Origin of the sequence: Pseudomonas sp. WS 5146 (genome assembly GCF_012985495.1) — a bacterium.
GTDB classification, from domain to species: domain Bacteria; phylum Pseudomonadota; class Gammaproteobacteria; order Pseudomonadales; family Pseudomonadaceae; genus Aquipseudomonas; species Aquipseudomonas edaphica.
Map to the genome: position 1 here is coordinate 306423 of NZ_JAAQWL010000001.1, position 21550 is coordinate 327972.

General features: G+C 61.0%; 19 protein-coding genes and 1 riboswitch. Of the genes, 8 read left to right on the forward strand and 11 right to left on the reverse strand.

Annotation, left to right across the window (positions count from 1 at the left end):
• Positions 1–59 precede the first annotated feature (59 nt).
• From HBO41_RS01340 to cobO, 6 genes are read right to left on the reverse strand one after another with little or no spacing between them, the layout of a single operon-like run.
• Positions 60–1511 (reverse strand): cobyric acid synthase, encoded by a 1452-nt coding sequence (locus HBO41_RS01340; protein ID WP_169984842.1) that lies wholly within the window; start codon positions 1509–1511, stop codon positions 60–62.
• A complete protein-coding gene (cobD, locus tag HBO41_RS01345; RefSeq protein ID WP_017134892.1) occupies positions 1508–2497 on the reverse strand; it encodes a threonine-phosphate decarboxylase CobD in 990 nt (329 codons plus the stop codon). The genes HBO41_RS01340 and cobD overlap by 4 nt, the downstream gene beginning before the upstream one ends.
• Entirely contained in the window at positions 2490–3398 is a 909-nt protein-coding gene (gene cbiB, locus HBO41_RS01350; RefSeq protein ID WP_017134891.1) for an adenosylcobinamide-phosphate synthase CbiB, read from the reverse strand. Before cbiB ends, cobD begins: the two co-directional genes overlap by 8 nt.
• The gene (bluB, locus tag HBO41_RS01355; protein ID WP_169984844.1) at positions 3395–4045 is read right to left on the reverse strand and encodes a 5,6-dimethylbenzimidazole synthase; all 651 of its coding nucleotides are present in this window, start codon (positions 4043–4045) and stop codon (positions 3395–3397) included. The genes cbiB and bluB overlap by 4 nt, the downstream gene beginning before the upstream one ends.
• A complete protein-coding gene (locus HBO41_RS01360) occupies positions 4042–5439 on the reverse strand; it encodes a cobyrinate a,c-diamide synthase (RefSeq protein WP_099548859.1) in 1398 nt (465 codons plus the stop codon). Before HBO41_RS01360 ends, bluB begins: the two co-directional genes overlap by 4 nt.
• Complete coding sequence (gene cobO, locus HBO41_RS01365; protein WP_010208674.1) at positions 5436–6047, reverse strand: cob(I)yrinic acid a,c-diamide adenosyltransferase; 612 nt, start codon at positions 6045–6047, stop codon at positions 5436–5438. Before cobO ends, HBO41_RS01360 begins: the two co-directional genes overlap by 4 nt.
• Before the next feature lie 77 nt (positions 6048–6124).
• Positions 6125–6376, reverse strand: a riboswitch (cobalamin riboswitch).
• Between the two features lie 99 nt (positions 6377–6475).
• Here cobO and HBO41_RS01370 point away from each other — a divergent pair.
• Positions 6476–7789: a sorbosone dehydrogenase family protein gene (locus HBO41_RS01370; RefSeq protein WP_169984846.1), complete on the forward strand. Its 1314-nt coding sequence runs from the start codon at positions 6476–6478 to the stop codon at positions 7787–7789.
• 138 nt (positions 7790–7927) lie between these two features.
• Here HBO41_RS01370 and HBO41_RS01375 read toward each other — a convergent pair whose 3' ends face one another.
• The 5 genes from HBO41_RS01375 to HBO41_RS01395 all read right to left on the reverse strand — a co-directional run bounded on the left by HBO41_RS01375 (position 7928) and on the right by HBO41_RS01395 (position 12545).
• Positions 7928–8467: a C40 family peptidase gene (locus HBO41_RS01375; RefSeq protein ID WP_017134887.1), complete on the reverse strand. Its 540-nt coding sequence runs from the start codon at positions 8465–8467 to the stop codon at positions 7928–7930.
• 144 nt (positions 8468–8611) lie between these two features.
• Positions 8612–9256 (reverse strand): C40 family peptidase, encoded by a 645-nt coding sequence (locus HBO41_RS01380; protein ID WP_017134885.1) that lies wholly within the window; start codon positions 9254–9256, stop codon positions 8612–8614.
• Positions 9257–9469: 213 nt separating this feature from the next.
• Complete coding sequence (gene hda / locus HBO41_RS01385; RefSeq protein ID WP_017134884.1) at positions 9470–10174, reverse strand: DnaA regulatory inactivator Hda; 705 nt, start codon at positions 10172–10174, stop codon at positions 9470–9472.
• Positions 10175–10377: 203 nt separating this feature from the next.
• A complete protein-coding gene (locus HBO41_RS01390) occupies positions 10378–11451 on the reverse strand; it encodes an AI-2E family transporter (RefSeq protein WP_026013513.1) in 1074 nt (357 codons plus the stop codon).
• A 53-nt stretch (positions 11452–11504) separates the two neighbouring features.
• Entirely contained in the window at positions 11505–12545 is a 1041-nt protein-coding gene (locus HBO41_RS01395; RefSeq protein ID WP_017134882.1) for a DUF2066 domain-containing protein, read from the reverse strand.
• Positions 12546–12900: 355 nt separating this feature from the next.
• Between HBO41_RS01395 and purM the strand changes: the two genes are divergently transcribed.
• The 7 genes from purM (at position 12901) to HBO41_RS01430 (ending at position 21539) form a co-directional block, all read left to right on the forward strand.
• A complete protein-coding gene (gene purM / locus HBO41_RS01400; protein WP_017134881.1) occupies positions 12901–13959 on the forward strand; it encodes a phosphoribosylformylglycinamidine cyclo-ligase in 1059 nt (352 codons plus the stop codon).
• A complete protein-coding gene (gene purN / locus HBO41_RS01405; RefSeq protein ID WP_017134880.1) occupies positions 13959–14609 on the forward strand; it encodes a phosphoribosylglycinamide formyltransferase in 651 nt (216 codons plus the stop codon). Before purM ends, purN begins: the two co-directional genes overlap by 1 nt.
• 8 nt (positions 14610–14617) lie before the next feature.
• Entirely contained in the window at positions 14618–15331 is a 714-nt protein-coding gene (locus HBO41_RS01410; RefSeq protein WP_017134879.1) for a DUF3108 domain-containing protein, read from the forward strand.
• Positions 15332–15707: 376 nt separating this feature from the next.
• On the forward strand, positions 15708–15896 hold the full coding sequence (locus HBO41_RS01415; RefSeq protein WP_017134878.1) for a hypothetical protein: 189 nt from the start codon (positions 15708–15710) through the stop codon (positions 15894–15896).
• 384 nt (positions 15897–16280) lie between these two features.
• Positions 16281–18206: an IucA/IucC family siderophore biosynthesis protein gene (locus HBO41_RS01420; RefSeq protein WP_099548856.1), complete on the forward strand. Its 1926-nt coding sequence runs from the start codon at positions 16281–16283 to the stop codon at positions 18204–18206.
• Positions 18196–19422, forward strand: a complete 1227-nt coding sequence (locus HBO41_RS01425; RefSeq protein WP_169984847.1) for an MFS transporter — start codon at positions 18196–18198, stop codon at positions 19420–19422. Before HBO41_RS01420 ends, HBO41_RS01425 begins: the two co-directional genes overlap by 11 nt.
• Positions 19419–21539: a TonB-dependent receptor gene (locus HBO41_RS01430; protein ID WP_099548854.1), complete on the forward strand. Its 2121-nt coding sequence runs from the start codon at positions 19419–19421 to the stop codon at positions 21537–21539. The genes HBO41_RS01425 and HBO41_RS01430 overlap by 4 nt, the downstream gene beginning before the upstream one ends.
• Positions 21540–21550: the final 11 nt, after the last annotated feature.

Consider the following 21550-nt stretch of genomic DNA (forward strand, 5'->3'; position numbering starts at 1 on the left):
GGCTGAGCCATGGCCATCGCAGGCAAGCCAGCTCCCACATTTGGACTGGGTGTACACCGTCAGAGCCCGCATAGCTTGCGCAACAACGTGGTATCCAGGTGGTTCTCCACCAGGTCCGCCAAACGCTCGATATCGCGCTCGCGCAAGGCGTGGTAATCCACCTCCTGCACGTCCTGCAACCCAGCCCAGCGCAACAAGGCGCTGCACGCCGCGGGGCTTTCGAACAGGCCATGCAGGTAGGTGCCGAGAATCTGCCCGTCGGCACTCTGGGCGCCGTCACTGCGGCCGTCATCCAACCGCACGGCGGCGTTCGCCAGCGCTTCACCGCAAGTCACGCCGGCGTGGATCTCATAACCACTGACCTCGGCATCTTCCAGCAACAAGCGCCCACGCACATTGCGCAGCTGCTTCTCTTCCTCCAGCGTCGTACTGAACGCCAACAGCCCCAAGCCTTCACTGGAGCCAGCCGGCCCTTCCAGCCCGAGCGGGTCATGCAGCTGCTCGCCGAGCATCTGCAAGCCGCCGCAAATCCCCAGCACCTTGCCGCCATAACGCAAGTGCCGCACCACGGCAGTGTCCCAGCCGTTGGCGCGCAAATAGGCCAAGTCACTGCGCACGCTTTTGGAGCCCGGCAGGATAATCAGGTCGGCAGGCGGAATCGGCTGGCCCGGCCCGACAAACTGCAAATCCACCTGCGGGTGCAGGCGCAGCGGGTCGAAATCGGTGTGGTTGCTGATGCGCGGCAATACCGGCACCACCACCTTGAGCACTTGGGCGGCCTTGTCGATCTGGCGCTGGTCGATGCCGTCTTCGGCTTCCAGGTGCAGGTCCATCACGTAGGGCAGTACGCCCACCACTGGCTTGCCGGTGCGCGCTTCCAACCAGTCGAGGCCAGGCTGCAGCAAGGCGATGTCGCCGCGAAAACGGTTGATAATGAAGCCCTTGACCCGCGCCTGTTCGGTTGGCGAAAGCAATTCCAGAGTGCCGACCAGATGGGCGAACACGCCGCCGCGATTGATGTCGGCAATCAGTAGCACCGGGCAATCCACAGCCTCGGCAAAACCCATATTGGCAATGTCATTGGCGCGCAGATTGATCTCGGCGGGCGACCCCGCGCCTTCCACCATCACCACCGGGTAAGCCGCGCTCAGCCGTGTGTGAGAGGCTAGCACCGCCTGCATCGCGATGGCTTTATAGTCGTGATAGGCCACGGCGTTCATGCTGGTCACGGCGCGGCCATGGATGATGACTTGGGAGCCGGTGTCGCTGTTGGGTTTGAGCAGCACCGGGTTCATGTCAGTGTGTGGCGCCAGGTTGGCGGCCTGGGCTTGCACCGCCTGGGCGCGGCCGATCTCGCCACCTTCAGCGGTCACGGCACTGTTGAGCGCCATGTTCTGCGGCTTGAACGGCGCCACCGCGATGCCTTGGCGCACCAGCCAGCGACACAGCGCGGTCACCAGGGTACTTTTGCCCGCGTCGGAGGTGGTGCCTTGCACCATCAGCGTACTCATGGTGCTTCCTTGTAGACAGCCAGGGCTTCGTCGAGTCGCAGCCAATCTGCCTCGGTATCGGGCAAGCCAAAGCGCAGGCTGCTGTCGTGGACAAACAGGCGCAGCAGAATGCCGCGCTGGGCCATGAATTCATGCATGCGTTCGGCGTGCGGGGTGATCAGCCACTGGAACAGGGCGCAGCCACCGTGGGGTTGAAAGCCGTGGCGTTCGAGCAGGTCAAACAAGCGCCGGCCCGCTTCGACACAGCGCTCACGCTGACGAACCTGCCCGGCGGTATCACGCAGGCACACTTGCCCGAGCACGCGGGTCGGCCCGCTGACGGCCCACGGCCCAACCTGCTCGGCCAACAGCCGCAGCAACCGGCGCTCAGCCAGCACGAAGCCCAGGCGCACACCGGCCAGGCCGAAAAATTTGCCGAACGAGCGCAATACAATCAGGCCGACATGATGGGTGTGGCTGGCCAGGCTGAGCTCTGGTGTGACGTCCATGAATGCCTCGTCCACCACCAGCCAACCGCCGCGTTGGGCCAGCCGCGCGTGCCAGTCCAGCAGGCGTTGCGGGCTCAGGCTAAGGCCGGTGGGGTTGTTGGGGTTAACCACCACCAGCACGTCAAGGCTGTCGAGAAAGAAGTCGACTTCCTGCTCCTGCACTTCGCGCACCACATACCCGGCGCGGCGCCAGGCTTCGGCGTGCTCGGCGTAACAGGGCGACAACACGCCAACCTTGCCGGAGCGGCGCAGACGCGGCAGCAGCTGGATCGCGGCCTGGGAGCCCGGCACCGGCAGCAGGTGGGCGGCACCGTAATAGTCGCAGGCGGCCTTTTCCAGGCCGTCGTCGGCTTCCGGCAAACGCGCCCAGGCGCGCAGCGGGATGTCCGGGATCGACCAGGGCCAGGGCGCGAGGCCGCTGGACAGGTCAAGCCAATCGGCCTCGGCAATCCCGTATTCAATCACCGCCTTACGCAGGCGCCCACCGTGCTCAAGCATACAATTGCGCCCCCGCGCAGAGGATCAACAGCCATAACCAAACGCCACGCTGCACCAGTTGCCAGCCACGGTCGATGGCGTCGGCATCGGCGGCCGGGCCTTCGCCCAACTGCGGACGCTGATGCAGCTCGCCGTGATAGATCGCCGCGCCACCCAGCTCGACGCCCAGGGCGCCCGCCCCGGCCGCCATCACCGGACCCGCGTTGGGACTGTCCCAGGTGGGGCCTTGGGTGCGCCAGCATCTGAGCGCCAAGCGAGTTTTGCCTAAAACGGCGTAGGTCAGCGCCACCAGCCGTGCAGGAATATAGTTGAGTACATCGTCGATCTTGGCGGCTGCCCAGCCGAAGCGCTCGAAGCGTTCGTTGCGATAGCCCCACATGGCGTCGAGGGTATTGCTCAGGCGGTACAGCACCACGCCCGGCACACCGGCGACCACAAACCAGAACAACGCGGCGAATACCGCGTCGCTGCCGTTCTCCAGCACTGACTCGGTGGCGGCGCGGGCGACTTCGGTGCTGTCCAGCTCGCTGGTCTGGCGACTGACCAGATAACTCACACGTTTGCGCGCTTCATCCAGGTCACCGCTGCGCAACGCCTGCGCAACCGGGATCACATGTTCACCCAGGCTGCGCATGCCGAGCGCCAGGTACAGCGCCAGGATTTCCAGGACCCAGCCGATATAGGGCGCCCACGATAACGCGGTCGCCAGCAGTGTCAGCGGCACCACGGCGATAAACCATGCGGTCACGCCGTGGCTGCGCCAGCCACGGCCACCGGTGTTGAAACGTTGCTCGATGCGCCCGGCGAAATTGCCGAACGCCACCAGCGGATGCCAGCGCCTGGGTTCACCCAGCAGCGCATCCAGCGCCACCGCAGCGACACACAGCAAGGCCACACTCATTGACTCACTCCCCACACATTCTCATACAACATGTCACTCAGCGGCCGTGGTTCGGTCCAGCCTTCGAGTTGCAACATCGGTGCCGGGTAGAACTCGGCCACCGGGCCCAGGCACAACACGGCCAGGGGTTTGGCGCCGGGCGGCAGGCCCAGCAGGTCGGCCAGGGCTTGTGGCTCAAACAGCGAGACCCAGCCCATACCAATGCCCTCGACACGGGCGGCCAGCCAGAGATTCTGGATCGCGCAGGACAGCGACGCCATGTCCATCTCCGGCAAGGTGCGCCGGCCAAAAATATGGCGCTCGCGGTCGTCCATCAATGCGGCCACCAATACTTCGGCGCAGTCGTGGATGCCTTCGACCTTGAGCTTCATGAATTCGTCGGAGCGCTCGCCCAGGGCTTCGGCGGTGCGCACGCGTTCTTCCTCCACCAATTGCTGAATATTCCCACGCAGTTGACGGTCGCTGATGCGGATAAACCGCCAGGGTTGCATCAAGCCCACGCTGGGCGCCTGGTGTGCGGCCTGGAGCAGGCGGTGCAGCAATTCGGGCGCGACCGTGCCGCCGGTGAAGTGGCGCATGTCGCGGCGTTCAGCGATGGCGCGGTAGACGGCGTCGCGGTCGGCTTGGGGATAGGCGTTGTCCGTCATGGCCCTATCGCGGGCAAGCCCGCTCCCACATTTGCAATGCATTCCCCTGTGGGAGCTGGCTTGTCGGGTCGCCGCATCGCTGCGATAGCGGTCTCAATGCTCGGCGCGAAGAGTGCGGCCACCGCCGTTGGATTCGACGGAAAATAAAAGTGCACATATGAAGCCGTCATCCGCCCCTGCCGATACACCGCCTCCGCCCCGCGCCCGCCATTGGGGCTCAGGCCGCGGGCAATCGGCTGCCATTCGGTGCTGGTCAGGGAATGGTGATAGGTATGGCCGCGCAGCACGCCTTCGGGCAACTCGACACTTTGCAGGGCCAGGGCGGCAAGTTTCTTTTGCATCACCGCATCGCCTTGCAGCAGGCCGACCAGTTCGGCACGGGCGCCGTCCACATCGGTGAGCGAATCCAGCAGGTAGAGCATGCCGCCACATTCAGCCAACAGTGGTTTGCCAGCCGCATGATGGGTGCGAATAGCCGCAAGCATCCGGGTGTTTTCAGACAGTGCCTGGTGATGCAATTCGGGATAGCCGCCGGGCAAGTACAGGCTGTCGGCGTCGGGCAATTGGTGATCATGGATCGGCGAGAAAAACTTCAACTCAGCGCCCATTGCCCGCAACAGATCCAGGCTGGCGCCGTAGGTAAAAGCGAAGGCTTCATCACGGGCTACGGCAATACGCACACCGGCCAACAGCGGCTCAGCCTCAATCAGTTGCGGCGCGGCGAACGTCACCGGCGGCGGCAACGCCACTTCGCAGCTGCTGCCCAGCGCCTGGGCTGCGGCGTCCAGGCGCGCATCGAGGTCATTGAGTTCACTGGCTTGCACCAGGCCCAGGTGACGACTCGGTAATTCAATCCCCGTTTCACGGGACAACGCGCCATACCAGCGCAGGCCTTCGGTGAGGCTGCCCTCGAGCAGCTGCGCATGACGCAGGGTGCCGACACGGTTGGCCAGCACACCGGCGAACGGCAAGTCCGGCTGGTAGCGCGCCAGGCCCAAGGCCAAGGCACCAAAGGTCTGGGCCATGGCGGTGCCATCAATGACCCCGAGCACCGGCACACCAAAGTGCCGCGCCAGGTCGGCGCTCGACGGTGTGCCGTCAAACAGCCCCATTACGCCTTCGATGAGAATAAGGTCAGCCTCGCCGGCTGCTTCCCACAGCAAGCGGCGACTTTCTTGCTCGCCCACCATCCACATGTCCAACTGATACACCGGCGCACCGCTGGCGCGCTCGTGGATCATCGGGTCGAGAAAATCCGGCCCGCATTTGAACACGCGCACCTTGCGCCCCAGGTTGCGGTGCAAGCGGGCGAGCGCGGCGGTGACGGTGGTTTTGCCCTGGCCGGACGCCGGTGCGGCGATCAATACGGCTGGGCAATGACGGGGCTGATTCAAAGTTCGACGCCCTTCTGTGCCTTGATACCGGCTTGGAACGCGTGCTTGAGCATGCCCATTTCGGTGACGGTGTCGCCCATTTCGATCAGTTCAGGCTTGGCGCCACGGCCAGTCACCACAACGTGCTGCATGGGTGGGCGGGCCTGCAGGTCGCTGAGCACCTGGTCCAGATCGAGGTAGCCGTGCTTGAGGGCGATGTTCAACTCGTCCAGCACCACCAGGCCGATGGACGGGTCTTGCAGCAATTCGCGGGAAACTGCCCAGGCGGCTTCGGCGGCGGCGATGTCGCGCTGGCGGTCCTGGGTTTCCCAGGTGAAGCCTTCGCCCATTACATGGAAACGCACTTGCTCGGGGAAACGCCGGAAGAACAACTCTTCGCCGGTGCTGTTACGCCCCTTGATGAACTGCACCACGCCGCACTGCATGCCGTGGCCCATGGCGCGGGCGAGCATGCCGAATGCCGAGCTGCTTTTGCCTTTGCCGTTACCGGTCAGCACCAGCAGCAAGCCGCATTCGTTTGGGGAATTGGCGATACGCTCGTCGATCACGGCTTTTTTGCGCAGCATGCGCGCCAGGTGGCGTTCGTCGCGGTCGGGGGAATCAGTCATGGCAGCTCTCCGTTGGGGCTGGACAAAAACGGCGGGCAGGAAAAAGAAAAACAGACAGCCAAGCATCGCCCACCGTGATGCTGTTGGATGATCCAGGCCGGTCTCCGGGCTCATGAGTGGCGCTCTGCTGATAGCGCGAGCAGGCCAACGGCGCGCCTTCCCATATCACGCGGATACAGTGGCAAAAGGCACCGTTTTGACTCATTTACCGTTGCGGGGGCAGCACCGGAATTGCGGCTGCGCTGTGTACAAACGCGCTCACTCACCGGCTTCCCTGTTTCACTCTGTCGGCACATGGGCCACAGAGCACCTGGAACAAGCCGCGAAGGTTAGTGGGTTGGGGGTGGAGCGTCAATTAAAGCTGGCCTTGCACTTGAACCATCCGACTGCCGCGCTTCTCTACCTTTACAGGTATTAAGGAGAAAACCATGCACAAAACCAGACTCGCCTTACTGATCATGCTGGCAGGCACCCTCGCCGCCTGCGGTGAAAGCTCTACCCTGCAGGTCTCGGACGGCACCGGGCCATCGCCCAAGCTGCCGGAGCCGAACAAAACCCTGATCCCCACCGTAAACATCGCCCCGGCGATCGGCTGGCCGGAGGGTGCCAAGCCGACAGCCGCTGCCGGGACTCAAGTAGCGGCATTTGCCGAAGGCCTGGATCACCCGCGCTGGCTCTACGTTTTGCCTAACGGGGATGTGCTGGTAGCCGAAACCAATTCGCCACCCAAACCGGATGACGCCACGGGCATTCGTGGCTGGGTGATGGAGAAGGTCATGGGCCGCGCGGGCGCGGGCGTGCCGAGCCCGAACCGCATCACACTGCTGCGCGATGCCGACCATGATGGCGTGGCCGAGACGCGCACGGTGTTTCTGGAGAACCTCAATTCACCGTTTGGCATGACCCTGGTGGGTAACGACCTGTACGTCGCCGATTCGGACAAGCTGCTGCGCTTCCCTTACCAGCCGGGTGAAACCGCGATCAAGGAGGCCGGTACCAAGGTGGTCGACCTGCCGGGCGGCAGTATCAACCACCACTGGACCAAAAATGTGGTGGCCAGCAAGGACGGCAGCAAGTTGTATGTGAGTGTCGGCTCCAACAGCAATGTCGGTGAGAACGGCCTGGCGGCGGAGGAAGGCCGAGCGGCGATCTGGGAGGTCGACCGCGCCACGGGCCAGCACCGTATCTTTGCCTCCGGTTTGCGCAACCCCAATGGCATGGCCTGGGAACCGCAGAGCGGCAAGCTGTGGACGGCGGTCAACGAGCGCGATGAAATCGGCAGCGACCTGGTGCCGGACTACATCACCTCGGTCAAGGATGGCGCGTTTTATGGCTGGCCCTTCAGTTACTACGGCCAACATGTGGACGTGCGGGTCTCACCGCAAAACCCCGACCTGGTCGCCAAGGCCATCGCCCCGGACTATGCCGTGGGGCCGCATACCGCGTCCCTTGGGTTGACGTTTGCCGAGGGCAGTAAACTCCCGGCACAGTTCAGCAACGGCGCTTTTATTGGCCAGCATGGTTCGTGGAACCGCAAACCGCACAGTGGCTACAAGGTGATCTTCGTGCCGTTCGAGGGCGGGCAACCCAAGGGGCAGCCGGTGGACGTGCTGACCGGGTTTCTCAATAAAGACGAAAAAGCCATGGGCCGGCCGGTGGGCGTGGTGATTGATCAGCAAGGGGATTTGCTGGTGGCCGATGATGTGGGGAATAAGGTGTGGCGGGTGTCGGCGGTTAAGTAACTGCCTTGTATGGGGCCCATGTGGGAGCTGGCTTGCCTGCGATGGAATCGCCTCGGTTTAACTGACAGACCGAGCCGCCTGAATCGCAGGCAAGCCAGCTCCCACACAAGCCGGCTCAGACACTTGGGCCCGAGTGGCTTAAGGATTACGCGCCAGGCTTGCCGGCAACACGCGCTTGGCGCTCAGGTAGGCATTCTGCCAATAGGCCTTGGACAAGGTGTCCAACTTCACCGTACCGCCCGTTTGCGGGGCATGTACGAATCGCCCCTCACCCACGTAGATACCTGCGTGGCTTACCCGCGAGCCGCCACCGGTGGCGAAGAAGATCAAGTCGCCGGTTTGCAGGTTGTTCTCGCTCACATCCTGAGCGCGCATCACGATCAGTTCGCGGGTGGTGCGCGGCAGGCTGATGCCGGCGGCGTCACGGTACACAAAGCCGATCAGGCCGCTGCAATCGAACCCGGAGTCCGGGGTGTTGCCGCCCCAACGGTAAGGCGTGCCGACCAGGCCCAGCGCACGGAAGAGCACGTCTTCGGCAGCTGGCGAGAAATTTTGGGTCGAATAGTTGAACACCGGCCTGGGCTTGACCGCGACAGGCGCAGGCGGCGGTGGACGGCTTGCGCAGGCGCTGAGGAGCGCGGCGCAAACAAGAAGAATGAGGCGGGCTGAGGTCGACATGGGCAGAACAATCCTGATCTGGATGCGGCTTTCGCTGCCGAACGCTGAAAACCAGAACGCGCAAGCAAAGCTCGCGCGAACGGATTACAACAATGTCCAGGGATTCTAGCGCTTACGCGTCAAACTTCAAGTATCACTTTAACTTTACTTACTAGCGGTAACCGTAGTCGGGGCCATGGCGAGGGCGCGCTTGGCTTCGATGAAGGTTTTGCTCCAGTAGCTGTCACCCAGGTTGTCGACTCGAACACCGCCACTGCGACGGCTGCTGGAGTGGATAAACTGGTTATCGCCCAAGTAGATACCGGCGTGGCTTACACGACCACGGCCTGCCGTACTAAAGAAAAGCAGATCACCGGGCTTGAGGTTGTTGCGTGCGACCAACGGTGCATCCACGTTGATCATTTCGCGTGTCGAGCGTGGCAAATTCATGCCGGCTTCTTCACGGAACAGGTAGCCGATAAAGCCGCTGCAGTCGAAACCGGCTTCAGAGGTACCGCCGAAACGGTAACGGGTACCGATCAGGGACATGCCGCGTTCGAGGATGCTGTCGGCCAGAACGGGAAGCTGGTAAGGCTTGTTGCCGGCGAAGGCAGCCAGTTCTTTCTCAGTAGCCTGCTCTTCTTTATAAAGAGCTTCTTCATAGACAGTAGAAGACTGCGCTGCAACGAACTTTGCCTGATTTTGAACCTGTGGTTTTTGCTGCTCAGCCACGTTTTGAGTGTGGGTGGCGCAACCAAACAACAGGGTAACGAGTGCGAGAGGCACGAGGGGTGCGAAGCGATTTAGCATGGGCACGACCGTGGCTGATGTGTAAAGAAGTCGAGACTATGCCCTCTATCACATCGATTTGCAAATTCAATCGTGATCTATGTGACTTCTGGTTTGGACTATGACATCTAAGCCCTTAACACCCTATTCATGCCTGTTGCGTGGCCAAACCGGCCCAAACGCAGGTTTTCTGGCGCCTGGAAGTTGCCGAAAACCCCACTGGACAAGGGCTGGCTACCAGCCGAGGGTTTCCTTGAGAAACGGAATGGTCAGCTTGCGCTGGGCCTGCAGCGAGGCCTGATCGAGCTGTTCGAGCAAATCGAACAACGCGCTCATGCTGCGGGTGCCACGGGTAAGGATAAAGTGCCCGACCTCATCGGTCAGGTGCAGGCCACGACGCGATGCACGCAATTGCAGGGCACGCAGCTTGTCTTCGTCGGAGAGTGGGCGCATTTGAAAGATGAGCGCCAGGGTCAGGCGTGACTTGAGATCAGCCAGTTTCACCGGCAGCTCACGCGGCGAGGTGGACGCAGCAATCAACAAGCGCCGGCCGCTGTCACGCAGGCGGTTGAACAGGTGAAACAGCGCCTCTTCCCAATCTGCCTTGCCGGCGATGGCCTGCAGGTCATCCAGACACACCAGTTCGTATTGCTCAAGGTGGTCGAAGATGCCGATGCCACGGTCCATCAGCTCAGCCAGCGGCAAGTAAACCGCCGGCTCGCCCATCTGCTCGAAGCGCAGGCACGCGGCCTGCAACAGGTGGGTACGCCCCACGCCGTGTTTGCCCCACAGATAGATCAGGCTTTCAGTCCACCCGGCGTCGGCTTCGCAGAGTCGCTCGACATAGCCGAGTGCAGCGGCATTGGCGCCTGGGTAGTAATTGATAAAGGTGGCGTCGTCACGCAGACGCACACCCAAGGGCAGCTGAATCGGTTTCATGCTGACTGAACGGCTCCAAACGAACCGTTAGTGGCCTCTGTGTAAAGTTTGCAAAGTTTATACCCGTGAAGCCGGGCGCACAATGCAGCAGACCACAAGCAAAATCAAAGGTTTGCGTTAACTTGGGGCGATTTGCGCAATTTGTTTGACACCCCGCCCCAGAAACAACAAACCCGGCTTAGGCCGGGTTTGTTGCGAAACGGTTACAGGTCCGGGTCTTCAACCCCGGTATACGCATCCGAATCCTTATATAGATCATGGACGTGACGCACCAACACCATGATCACCGCCGCCACCGGCAGCGCAAGCAAGATGCCAGTAAAGCCAAACAGCTCACCACCCGCCAGGATCGCAAAGATCACCGCTACCGGGTGCAAGCCAATGCGGTCACCCACCAGCAACGGCGTCAGTACCATGCCTTCCAAAGCCTGGCCGACCATGAATACCGCCACGATCCCAAGCATCGGGTACAGGTCGCCGCCAAACTGGAACAGCCCGGCCACCAGCGCGGCGCCGATGCCAATCACAAAGCCCATGTACGGCACGATGGCGGCCAAGCCGGCGATCAAGCCGATCAACAGTCCCAGCTCCAAACCAATCGCCATCAAGCCGGCGGCATAGATGATCCCCAGCGCCAGCATTACCAGCAACTGACCGCGTACAAACGCGCCGAGCACCTCATGGCACTCTTGTGCCAGGGAAACGATGCGCTCTTCGTTATTGCGTGGCAGCAGGCTGCGGATCTTGGCCATCATGATGTCCCAGTCACGCAGCAGGTAGAACGCCACCACCGGGATCAGCACCAGGTTGGTCAGCCAGCCGATCAATGCAAGGCTGGAGGCCGTGGCCTGACTGAGCACCACACCGACAATGTCGGTGGTCTGGCCCATATGCTCACTGATCGCGGCCTTGACCTTGTCGAACTTCCAGAAGCCATCCGCCAGCCCCAGCTTGGCCTGAGCCCACGGCATCGCCGTGTGCTGCAACCAGTCGAGCATTTGCGGCGCCAGCTCATAGAGACGGAACAGCTGCTTGGCCAGCATCGGCACCAACACCAACACCAGCACCGTGATAATCAATGTGAACAGCGCAAACACCGTCACCACACCCCAGGTGCGCGACATGCCGATTTTCTCCAGTCGATCCACCACGGGATCGAACAGGTAGGCGAGCAGCAACGCCACCAGGAACGGCGTCAGGATCGAATGCAGCAAGAACACAAAAACGCACAGCAGGACAACCCCACCAAGCCACACCCAACGACGCGTATCCGCCATAAACCACTCCATCTATCATTTGTTTCCTTCTATCTATATAGAAGGAAGATCACCTACCAACGAAAACGTAACTGCGCCTGGGGCTCCGGGGCAGCCGGCGGCTGCGTACCATCGGCCACCGGCGGTTGAACCGGCGCTTCGCCCGCAGGCACTTCCTGCAACTTGGCCAGGCTCAACTGAGTGCGCAACTGATCGGCACTGCCGTTGACCCGATACACAATGCGATTGCCATCCACCCGCTGTGGCTGAGCGCCAAAGGGTTCAAGCAGATGGCCCAAGGCGGCATAGCGCTCCAGATTCATGCCCTGCACTTCGAGCAGCTGTTCGGTGCTCACACCTGGTTTGACGGCAAAACGCGGTGCCAGTTTTTGACTGACCGCCAACATCACGGCATCGGCCACCGCGCCAGTGTCAGCGCCCTGGGCGGTGCCCTGCTCGCTTTTGTCGCCCAGCCACAGGCGCCATTTGGCCTGCCACTGGCTGCCTTCCTGGCGCGCGTGCACGGCCAGCAACGCGTCGGCGCCGTAGCGTTCGGAGGCGGCGCGCAAGGGCGTGGCATCGGCACTTTCCAGATTCGGTGCAGTGGCGACGACCTGCTCATCCAGGTCACCCAAGGGCAAACGCAACGGCAAGCCGCGGTGTTGTGCGGCACGGCGCAGTGCACCGGCTATCGCCTGGCCATCACCGACCAGGCTGCTGCCGTCAGTGGAATCGTTGAGCCACCAGCCGAGGATCGACGGCCGATTGCTGCCCCAGATCGACAGGCCGGCCTCACGCAATGCGCGATCAGTGCTCACAGGGTCGAAGTCTACTTGCAGGCTTTCCGGCGGGCCGGCGTCGTAGCCGTATTGGCTGATGATTTGCTGCGGGTCTTTGCGAATCGCCGCCAGGCCTGGGCCGTCGGCAGCCTTGGCATCGCCGGTCAGGCGGATCACCAGGGTTTGCACCGCGCGCTGGGTGGCCTGGTCACGCTCTTGGGGCGACTGGCTGGCAACCGGTTCAAGTACTTGATAAAGGCCATTGAGGGTTTCGGCATGACTCGCCAGGCTGACCAACGACAAGCAGCCTACAAAGAAGAAATTACACAGACGCATGGAAGATTCCCGAACGACAAATTTAGCGGCTGGAACAGACCGCGTGAACTCGGCTTGGCAAGGCTGTGACCACAGCAGCCGGTAAAACATTCACAGGGTCATGGCAGTTTTTGTACTGTCATAACGATAGCGGGTTAAAGGCTATACCTTAATACACGCCATTACCGGCACGTTTAGCATTTTTTTAACCGGCTTTTTTAACCTATATGGCCCTGCCCGTCGGCCCGAGGATGGCCGCTGCCCCTCAAGCCTGATAAAATCGCGCGCCTTCGCAGACCGTCAGCGGCTGGGCCTTTTACCAAAAGCGCCTGCCGGCTCGGTCGTTACCCAGAAATCCCCCCTAAAGGCCTGGATCATGAGCAAGCAACCCTCCCTGAGCTACAAGGACGCCGGTGTAGACATCGACGCCGGTGAAGCATTGGTCGAACGCATCAAGAGCGTCGCCAAGCGCACTGCGCGCCCCGAAGTCATGGGCGGCCTGGGCGGTTTTGGCGCCCTCTGCGAAATCCCGGCCGGCTACAAGCAGCCTGTGCTGGTGTCCGGCACCGACGGCGTGGGCACCAAGCTGCGCCTGGCGCTGAACCTGAACAAGCACGACACCATCGGCATTGACCTGGTTGCCATGTGCGTCAACGACCTGGTGGTGTGTGGCGCAGAGCCGCTGTTCTTCCTCGACTACTACGCCACCGGCAAGCTGAACGTGGACACCGCTGCTCAAGTGGTCACCGGCATCGGCGCCGGCTGCGAGCTGTCGGGTTGCTCTCTGGTCGGCGGCGAAACCGCTGAAATGCCAGGCATGTACGAAGGTGAAGACTACGACCTGGCCGGTTTCTGCGTCGGTGTTGTCGAAAAAGCTGAAATCATCGACGGTTCCAAAGTCGCAGCCGGTGACGCCCTGCTCGCCCTGCCATCGTCCGGCCCGCACTCCAACGGCTACTCGCTGATCCGCAAGATCATCGAAGTGTCCGGCGCCGACATCGAGAATACCCAGCTCGACGGCCAGCCGCTGACCGACCTGCTGATGGCCCCGACCCGCATCTACGTGAAGCCTTTGCTCAAGCTGATCAAGGACACCGGCGCCGTCAAAGCCATGGCCCACATCACCGGTGGTGGCCTGCTGGACAACATCCCGCGCGTGCTGCCTAAAGGCGCACAGGCGATTGTCGACGTGGCAAGCTGGACGCGTCCTGCCGTGTTCGACTGGCTGCAAGCGCAAGGCAATGTCAACGAAACCGAAATGCACCGCGTGCTGAACTGCGGCGTAGGCATGGTTATCTGCGTGGCTCAAGAGCACGTTGAAACCGCGCTGAACGTACTGCGTGAAGCGGGCGAGCAGCCTTGGGTTATCGGCCAGATCGCAACCGCTCCAGAAGGCGCGGCCCAGGTTGAACTGAAGAACCTCAAGGCTCACTGATGCCTGAGACCTGTGATGTCGTGGTGCTGCTCTCCGGCACCGGCAGTAACTTGCAGGCCCTGATCGACAGCACGCGCACCGGCGATAGCCCGGTGCGCATCGCTGCGGTGATCTCCAACCGCAGCGACGCCTACGGCCTGCAACGCGCCAGGGACGCGGGTATCGACACCCGCTCCCTGGATCACAAGGCTTTCGAAGGTCGCGAGGCCTTCGACAGCGCCTTGATCGAACTGATCGACGCCTTCAATCCCAAACTCGTGGTGCTTGCCGGTTTCATGCGCATCCTCAGCGCCGATTTCGTGCGGCACTACCAAGGGCGCCTGCTCAATATTCACCCGTCCCTGCTGCCCAAATACAAAGGGTTACACACACACCAACGCGCCCTTGAGGCCGGCGACACGGAGCATGGCTGCAGCGTGCACTTTGTCACCGAGGAACTCGATGGCGGGCCTCTGGTCGTACAGGCAGTGGTTCCGGTAGAGTCTGCAGATTCGGCGCAGACACTTGCGCAACGGGTTCACACCCAGGAACACAGGATTTACCCGCTGGCTGTTCGCTGGTTTGCCGAGGGACGATTGATTCTCGGCGAACAGGGTGCATTATTGGACGGTCAGTTACTCGCGGCCAGCGGCCACTTGATTCGAACCTAGGAGATTTTATGCGTCGCGCCCTGCTCTTCGCTTTTGCGCTGTTCGCCTTGCCCGCTGTGCAAGCAGCAGACCTTCACCCGTTCTCCGCCAGCTACACCGCCGACTGGAAGCAGTTGCCCATGAGCGGCTCGGCCGAGCGCAGCCTGGTCAAGAATGACAATGGCTCGTGGACCTTGAATTTCAAGGCGTCCATGATGATCGCCAGCCTCACCGAGACCAGTGTTATCCGTCTCGACAAAGATGCCCTGCAGCCCGTGAGCTACAGCTTCGAACGTGGCGGCCTGGGTAAGTCGAAGAAGATCAACCTGGACTTCGACCAGACGGCCAAGAAAGTCACCGGCTTTGAAAACAAAGACCCGGTCAACGTCGCCCTGCAAAGCGGCATGCTCGACAAGTCGACTTACCAGTTGGCACTGCAACGCGATGTGGCGGCCGGCAAGAAGAGCATGAGCTACATCGTCGTTGAAGGCACCGACACCGACACCTACGACTTCCGCGTAATCGGCCCGGAAAAAGTCCAGACCAAGGTCGGCGCCATCGATGCGATCAAGGTTGAACGTGTACGTGACCCGACGCAAAGCAAGCGCATCACCCAGATGTGGTTTGCCAAGGACCTGGGCGGCATTTTGGTAGCCTTGCGCCAGGTGGAAACCGACGGCAAGGAATACAACATCATGCTGCAGGACGGTACCGTTGATGGCCAGGCTATCAAAGGTAGCTGATACCGTGATGTGATTAAAAAGAGCCTCGCTGAATGCGGGGCTTTTTTTCGCCTGGAGGTTTTGTGTTGAAACCACTACCGCTATCGCAGGCAAGCCAGCTCCCACAGGTGAATGCATTTCAAATGTGGGAGCTGGCTTGCCTGCGATAGGGCCAACACGGTCACCACAAGACTTTAAGCCCATCCGAACATGAAACTTTTGTCATAAAACTCAGCACCCTGCGACGCAATGTCGCGATTTGCGTGGCCTGCAGCACTGTTGCATTTCCTGCAATAAATAGTTGCGCGCAAAATCGGTTTACTTAGCAAGCTAACAAAACATATAAAAGAGACCTGCGACGACTTGCCGCAGATCAACCAGAGATTGGAGCAAGCAGATGACTGTAAAAGTAACTGAACGCGACGATGCACACATGTCCCACGAAGCACTGGGCCATGGGATTCACATCTGGGATGTACATCAACAAGACCAACTGGTCGGCATGTTCCACAACGAGAACGAAGCCCACAATTATAAAAACGAGCTCGAATCTCTTGAGATGAAACGCCAGGCTGAAGGCTCCTGAAACTCTGAAATCTGCCAGTCACCCAGCCCCACACAGCAGCTGGTGTGCCTACACACAAAAACCCCGCCTTTGAGCGGGGTTTTTCGTTTCTAACAGCCACCGTTTTCCTGTGTTCTGCCACGACCGCATGAAAGCAGATACACCCTACAGAACCCCAGGCTTCGTACTACAAGTCACCTCAAAGACACTGAACCAGCCTGACTTAGCCCCTTCAACCCTGATTCCAGACCTGCATGGTCGCTCTCTCCGGCTTCGAACCGCCCTCCTTTCGCCCCTGAATAATCGTTTCCGCAAAAAGCGTAACAACAAATAGACATTTGGTAATGATTCTCGATAGTATCCGTTCGCTTTTCACTCAGCCCTACGGATAAGGAGTTCGATTTGATGCACGGACAGGTCGCCACACCGGAAAAACTACTGCTGGAACGCTGGGGTGAAGCACTCTCCACTCGCCAATTCCTGGCTAAGCACGTCACGCTTGATGCCCTGATCGATACCCTCGCACCTGCCGCCGAACGCAGCTTCCAGCGCCTGATCCAAGCCCTGTTCCGTGAAGGCCTGCTCAACCCCACCACACGCACTTATGACGAACACAATCGCTGCTGGCTGGAGCTACCCGACCACACCCGCCTATGTTTTGATCACCTGCGCCCAGGCCGCATGGCCAGCTGGGATTTGCGCGGCACGGTGAGTGTCCTGCGCGCTGGCCAGCCCGAACAGAAAATCCGATTCCCCTCGCAGTTGCTGACATTACTCAACAGCAGCCTCGAATCATCTGCCGCCCCAGACGTCTTGAGCCGCCTCAACCGGGAGATAGACGACAGCTTTATCAACGATACGCTGTGCCTCGCCTTCCACGAGCAGTGGACCCTCGAGCTGCACGCCGCAATGGCCCCCGCGCATCAAAACAATTTGCTCAGCTACCTCAAGAACAACCCAAGCGTTTCCAACCCGACATCAGTACTCGAGCAGTGGGGCACCTTGGGCCATCCATGGCACCCCAACTACAAGACGAAGTTGGGCTTGGGTACAGAGCAGGTGATTGAATTCTCGCCGGAGTTCGAGGCGCGCTTTCCGGTATTACTCTGCGCGCTGCACCGCCAGTTCGCCCATGTCGAAAGCCTGGCCGGTACTGCAGATTACTGGCAGTGGTGGCAAAACCACTTCCCGCAGGCCGCCCGCCAACTGACAGCGCACTTAAGCGCTCAAGGCCTTGAGGCTGGCGACTACCTGCCGATGCCCGCTCACCCTTGGCAAGCTCGCCAAGAGCTGCCGCAACTGTTCGCCAATGAAATCGGTGACAGGCTGCTGGTGCTGACCGACATCGTCGCGTTCACCGCCCACCCCACCATGTCATTCAGGACCGTGTTGCCTGAAGGCCGGTACGACGCGCCAATGGTTAAACTTCCCGTGTCGCTGCGCTTGACCAGTGTGCAGCGCACCGTGTCGCCACGCTCCGCGCGCATGGGGCCACGGATCAGCCATTTACTGCAAACCATCCTGGCACGCGAACCGCAGATTCAACCTATTCTCAGCATCGTGCCCGAACGACTCGGCGTGCATTTCCAACCACAACCTGCCAATGACGAGCACTCCCGGCACCTGGCCGTCCTGTACCGTGACAACCCGCAGAGCCTGCTCGAACCGGGCGAAATGGCCATTCCGGTAGGCAGCCTGTTTGCCATTGATCAGCATGGGCAACCCTTGCTCAAGCAGTGGGTACGCCTGAGCAAAGGCGCTGATGACGCGCAGGCCATGCAGGCGTTTTTTAAAGACTATGCATCGATTGCAGTGCCGGCACTGCTGGGCATGTACTTGCGTTATGGCGTGGCCTTCGAGGCCCATCAGCAGAACTCCTTTATGGTCATGGGCACAAACGGGCAAGCAAACCGCCTGTTGCTGCGTGATTTCGGTGATATCCGCATCGACCGCAAGACCTTGCATGCCCATGGTCTGGACATCGAACTGCACGACCCGAAGATGACCTTGTACGACGATGCCGGCTTCGTGCGCGACAAGTTGCTGCACACCGTGTTCATGTGTCACTTGGGCGAACTGGTATTGCTCAGTGCGCGCCATTTCGATATTCCGGAGGGGCTGCTGTGGGACGAGCTGTCAGCCCAGGTCCGCGAGTGTTTCGATAATTTGCGCAGCCAGGTCGAACCCCAACGTTGGCAGACCGAACGTGCCGCGCTGCTGGAGCAGGACTGGCCAGCCAAGTCGTTTATGCGCATGCGCCTGATGGAAAGCCACGCCGATATCGTCGGACGCCTGCCGAACCCGCTGAGCACTGCCGCCAATGTCGGCTAACAACACTGCATTGCGCCTGTTGGTGGTGATTCAGTTGGTGTCGATGGGCGCCATGGAGATGAGCGGCCCCTTCTGGCCGTTGCAGATCCAGAAACTGCTGGGCGTTGCCAACGCCCAGTACACCGGCCTGCTGTCATCGCTGGTGTATGCCGGGCCGATGATGGCGGCGATGATCCTCACGCCAATGTGGGGGCGCCTGGGTGATCGTACCGGCCACAAGCCGATGATCATTCGCGCGCTGCTGGCCCTGGCGGTATGCCAGGCGCTGGCCGCTGTCACCACCGACCCGTGGCTGCTGGTGGTCATCCGCGTGGCGCAAGGCGCGCTGGCAGGTTTTATTGCAGCGGCCCAAGCCTATGCGCTGGCGTACTGCGCCGAAGGTGGGCGCGGGCACATTCTGGCGCGGCTGCAATCGGCCACCGCCGTGGGCTCGCTGGCCGGGCCGGTGCTGGGTGGCTGGCTGATGGATATTTCCGGTTTCGCGTTGCTGTGCTACAGCGCCACGGCGGTCTGCCTGCTGTGCGCGCTGATCAGCCTGTTTCTACCCAGCGATGCGCCGCGCTCAAGACCGGTACGCGCCTCAACGCCTACGGCACTGCCCAAAGGCTGGCTCGGCGCAATGCTCGCCATCATCGTGCTGATCCAGGCCGCCAAGATGATGCCCCAGCCGTTTTATGCCCTGTACGTCGCCGATGTTCTGCACGCTCCTGCCTGGCTGATCGGCGCCAGCTACGCCGCCAGCGCACTGACGCTCGCGCTGTCCGCGCCGCTGTGGGGCCGGCTGTTTGACCGACACCCGGCGGCGCACACGCTGCGCATCATCGAATGGGTCACGTGGCTTTGCGCCCTGACGCTGGCCTTCACGGCGATGGCCGGCGAATGGCTGGGGTTCCTCGCCAGCCGGCTGCTGTGGGGCGTGTGGCAAGGCGCGCTGCTGCCGGTCGCCTACACGTTGATCGCCAACACCGTTGCACCCAGCCAGCAGGGGTTTGCCTTGGGCCTGGGCAATAGCGCCGCAAAAGGTGGCGCGTTGTGCGGTGCGCTGTTGGGAGGCGTCGGCATGGCAATGGTGGGCTTGGCGCACAGCTTTTGGCTGGTGGCACTGACCTATGCCTTGGCGGCCCTGGGTATCCGCGCCATCCGTTCGTTCACCCGAACACCTGAGACTACCGATTTTTCTGTCAATACTTCTAATAACTCAAAGGCAAGATCATGAACAAATCACAATGGGCCGTCCTGCTGCCCCTGCTCGGTTCGATAAGCGCGCCTGTCTGGGCCGATCAACCTGAAGACGCGCCAGCGGCGGCTACCAACCTGCAATTGCAGGCGACGGTCGTTTCGGCCACTCGCAGTGAAACCAGCATTGCCGCGATCCCAGGCTCGGTGCAGGTCATCGACGAAGCACAGATCCGCCAGCAGACAGCAGCAGGACGCCGGGTTGCCGATATCCTCGGGCAACTGGTCCCGGGCATAGCACCCTCCAGCGGTGGCATGAGCAACTTCGGCCAAACGCTGCGCGGGCGCAACACGCTGATCCTGATTGATGGCGTGTCCCAGAACGCCACGCGTGACAACTTCCGCCAGCTCAACAGCGTGGCACCGGAAAGCATCGAGCGCATCGAAGTGATTTCCGGCGCCAGCAGCGTCTACGGAGCCGGCGCCTCAGGCGGCATCATCAACATCATTACCAAGCGCAACAAAGGCGAAGACCTGGCCTTCAGCAGCAAGATCGGCATGACCGCCGGTAACAATTTCAGCCACAAGGGGTTTTCCTACGAAGCCTTCCAAAGTGCCACCGGCCGCAAAGGCCCGGTGGACTGGTACGTGTCGGGCAATACGGTGCAACGCAACGACCAGTTCGACGGTAACGGCAAACGCATTCCCCAGGACACGTCCCAGGGCAGCAACATGGACACCGACACCTACGACCTGCAAGGTCGCTTCGGCTACGAGCTGGATGACGACAAGAAGATCAGCCTGTCGCTGCAAGACTATAAAGATGAACAGGACACCCGCTACACCAAGAACCCACGCATCACCAGCACTGCCGTCGCGGTAAAAGGCCTGGACCTGGATGACCAACCCTTCACCCACAACCAGGCGGTCAACCTCAATTACGCCGACAAGGACTTCTACGGCCAGGGCTTGCAGGTCGAAAGTTACTGGCGGCGTGCCGATGCACTGTTCTTCCCGGACCTGTCTCGCGGTCGTGCCGGGGTGTCCGACAACAACAGTGTGCAAGACGTCTATGGTGTGCGGGCAGCGATTGATACACAAATGCCGGACATCGGCTCGGCGACCGGTAATCTGGTCTGGGGCGCCGACTATGACCATGAAACCTCGCGCCAACGCGGCGACCAATACCGGGTCAACGGCCTGAGCTATACCAAGACCGGCACCACCTTTGAGATGGGCCCGGACATCGCAACCAGCACCAAAGCCATTTTTGGTCAGCTGTCCTACGATATCGATGACTGGACCTTACGTGGCGGCATCCGTCGTGAGTGGATCGAAAGCGAAGTGTCCGACAGCATTGCCTACGGCGAGATCGTGCAGACCGGCAACCGCGCCACACTGCCGGGCGGCACCCTCAAATACGATGACACGCTCTACAACCTGGGTGCGGTGTACCACCTGAATGAAAACCAGGATGTGTTCGTCAATTTCAGCCAGGGGTTTTCCCTGCCGGATATCCAGCGCTTCCTGCGGGACGTCAACAGCAAATACGACATCCAGGACCTGAACGCCCAAGCCCTCAAGGTCGACAGTTACGAGCTGGGCTGGCGTGGCAACTGGGACAAGTGGCTGGCCAACGTCACCGCGTATGAGAACACCTCGGACGTCACCCAGTTTTATGATGCCAATGACCGTGTGTTGCGCCTGATCAACCAGAAAGAGCGCGTGCGCGGCATCGAAACCAGCCTGACCTACAACGTCACCGATCAATGGTCGGTAGGCGGCACGTACGCCTACGCCAAAGGCGAGACCCAGCAAAACGGCAAATGGATCGACCTGCCCGCCACACGTATCTCGCCCGCCAAGACCACCGCCTTCGTCGGTTATGACCGTGGCGACTACAGCCTGCGCCTGCAAGGCATGCAACTGGCCGACTATGACGCCGCGGCCAAAGACAACAACGGCCGCGATATCAAAGGTTATACGCTGGTCGATCTGCTCGGTTCGGTCAGGTTGCCGGTCGGTCGCCTGGAAGGCGCGATCTACAACCTCAGTAATCGCAATTACCAGAACATGTTTGCCCAGGCCAACGCCCGTGCGCCGTATCCGAACGCTGAAGGGCGTACCTTCAGCGTGAGTTATGCAGTGGATTGGTGATCGGCTGAAGC

Bases quoted from the DNA above. Each gene is read 5' to 3' on its own strand.
- HBO41_RS01420 (WP_099548856.1), top strand. From the start codon at position 16,281: ATGCACGGACAGGTCGCCACACCGGAAAAACTACTGCTGGAACGCTGG.
- cobO (WP_010208674.1), bottom strand. From the start codon at position 6,047: ATGACTGATTCCCCCGACCGCGACGAACGCCACCTGGCGCGCATGCTG.
- HBO41_RS01410 (WP_017134879.1), top strand. From the start codon at position 14,618: ATGCGTCGCGCCCTGCTCTTCGCTTTTGCGCTGTTCGCCTTGCCCGCT.
- cbiB (WP_017134891.1), bottom strand. From the start codon at position 3,398: ATGAGTGTGGCCTTGCTGTGTGTCGCTGCGGTGGCGCTGGATGCGCTG.
- hda (WP_017134884.1), bottom strand. From the start codon at position 10,174: ATGAAACCGATTCAGCTGCCCTTGGGTGTGCGTCTGCGTGACGACGCC.
- HBO41_RS01425 (WP_169984847.1), top strand. From the start codon at position 18,196: ATGTCGGCTAACAACACTGCATTGCGCCTGTTGGTGGTGATTCAGTTG.
- bluB (WP_169984844.1), bottom strand. From the start codon at position 4,045: ATGACGGACAACGCCTATCCCCAAGCCGACCGCGACGCCGTCTACCGC.
- HBO41_RS01395 (WP_017134882.1), bottom strand. From the start codon at position 12,545: ATGCGTCTGTGTAATTTCTTCTTTGTAGGCTGCTTGTCGTTGGTCAGC.
- HBO41_RS01415 (WP_017134878.1), top strand. From the start codon at position 15,708: ATGACTGTAAAAGTAACTGAACGCGACGATGCACACATGTCCCACGAA.
- HBO41_RS01340 (WP_169984842.1), bottom strand. From the start codon at position 1,511: ATGAGTACGCTGATGGTGCAAGGCACCACCTCCGACGCGGGCAAAAGT.
- purN (WP_017134880.1), top strand. From the start codon at position 13,959: ATGCCTGAGACCTGTGATGTCGTGGTGCTGCTCTCCGGCACCGGCAGT.
- HBO41_RS01370 (WP_169984846.1), top strand. From the start codon at position 6,476: ATGCACAAAACCAGACTCGCCTTACTGATCATGCTGGCAGGCACCCTC.
- cobD (WP_017134892.1), bottom strand. From the start codon at position 2,497: ATGCTTGAGCACGGTGGGCGCCTGCGTAAGGCGGTGATTGAATACGGG.
- HBO41_RS01380 (WP_017134885.1), bottom strand. From the start codon at position 9,256: ATGCTAAATCGCTTCGCACCCCTCGTGCCTCTCGCACTCGTTACCCTG.
- HBO41_RS01430 (WP_099548854.1), top strand. From the start codon at position 19,419: ATGAACAAATCACAATGGGCCGTCCTGCTGCCCCTGCTCGGTTCGATA.
- purM (WP_017134881.1), top strand. From the start codon at position 12,901: ATGAGCAAGCAACCCTCCCTGAGCTACAAGGACGCCGGTGTAGACATC.
- HBO41_RS01375 (WP_017134887.1), bottom strand. From the start codon at position 8,467: ATGTCGACCTCAGCCCGCCTCATTCTTCTTGTTTGCGCCGCGCTCCTC.
- HBO41_RS01390 (WP_026013513.1), bottom strand. From the start codon at position 11,451: ATGGCGGATACGCGTCGTTGGGTGTGGCTTGGTGGGGTTGTCCTGCTG.